The organism is Variovorax sp. P4_D9 (genome assembly GCF_056401695.1).
In genome coordinates, this window is record NZ_JBFUIU010001511.1 from 1 (window position 1) to 1,165 (window position 1,165).

2 protein-coding genes are annotated in these 1,165 nt (G+C 68.0%); one reads left to right on the forward strand and one right to left on the reverse strand.

Features of this window, described 5'->3' with window-relative positions; translation table 11 throughout:
* Window positions 1–639, reverse strand: a 639-nt coding sequence (locus AC1DY5_RS56470) for a histidine kinase (protein WP_478122844.1), incomplete at its 3' end; no start/stop codon positions are given.
* Window positions 640–661: 22 nt separating this feature from the next.
* Between AC1DY5_RS56470 and AC1DY5_RS56475 the strand changes: the two genes are divergently transcribed.
* On the forward strand, window positions 662–1,165 hold a 504-nt coding region (locus tag AC1DY5_RS56475), incomplete at its 3' end, for a lyase family protein (protein ID WP_478122845.1).

A 1,165-nucleotide genomic window follows, 5' to 3' on the forward strand; every position in this document is an offset into this window, starting at 1 on the left:
GGCCTCGGCCTTGGCCGGCTCCTGCCGCACCAGCGCGATCGCGCTGTTGAGGGTGTTGAAAAGAAAATGCGGCCGAATCCGCGACTGCAGTTCCGCCAGCCGCGCCGTGGTCGCCGCCGGCGCCTGGCCGCGTGCCCGCAGCACCAGCGCCGCCATCATCAGCCCGGCGAACAAGGCGCCGGCCAGCGCACTGGCGAGCCAGGGCGCCGTGCCGACCACGCCGGTCAGCCGCAGCAGGCCGCAGCCGTACAAGGCGGCCAGCGCCCCGAGCAGCGCTCCGGCCGCATACTGCGCCGGCACCGGCAGCCGGGCCAGCAGCTTCTTCAACGCACAAGTGGCGAGCAGCCAGACCAGCGTGGCCGGCAAGGCACCGGCGGTGACCGTCGCGGCCAGCAGCAGCCACTCGAACGGGGTCGGGGCAACGAACAGCGTGGCCACGGCCACCACCACCTCGACGAACAGCACGGCCCGAAGCACCACCCCGATCTGGCAGGCATCGAACAGGGCTCTCGCGGGACGCGCGAACCCCTTCGCCCTGGCCGGCGAGGACGTGGCGGAGGGCGCCGCTGGCGACGCCGAGGGGGTGGCCGATAAAATCGACGGGTTGCGCATCRCAGAAACAATGGGTGGCAAACCCATTATTGCCTCCCGAACGGATCCCATGACTCAAAACCAACTCGACAAGAAATCCGAAGCCTGGTCCGCCCTGTTCTCCGAACCGATGAGCGATCTGGTCAAACGCTATACCGCCAGTGTCTTTTTCGACAAGCGGCTGTGGCAGGCTGACATCGAGGGTTCGTTGGCGCATGCCGGCATGTTGGCAGCCCAGGGGATCATCGGCGTGCAGGACCTCGCCGCGATTCAAGGCGGGATGAAGCAGATTCGCGAGGAGATCGAATCCGGCGCCTTCGACTGGAAGCTCGACCTCGAGGACGTGCACCTGAACATCGAGGCCCGCCTGACACAACTGGTCGGCGATGCCGGCAAGCGGCTGCACACCGGCCGCAGCCGCAACGACCAGGTGGCCACCGACGTGCGCCTGTGGCTGCGCGGCGAGATCGACCTGATCGGCGGTCTGCTGGTCGACCTGCAGAAGTCGCTGCTGGCACTGGCCGAGAAGAACGTCGAGGCGATCCTGCCCGGCTTCACCCACCTGCAGGTGGCC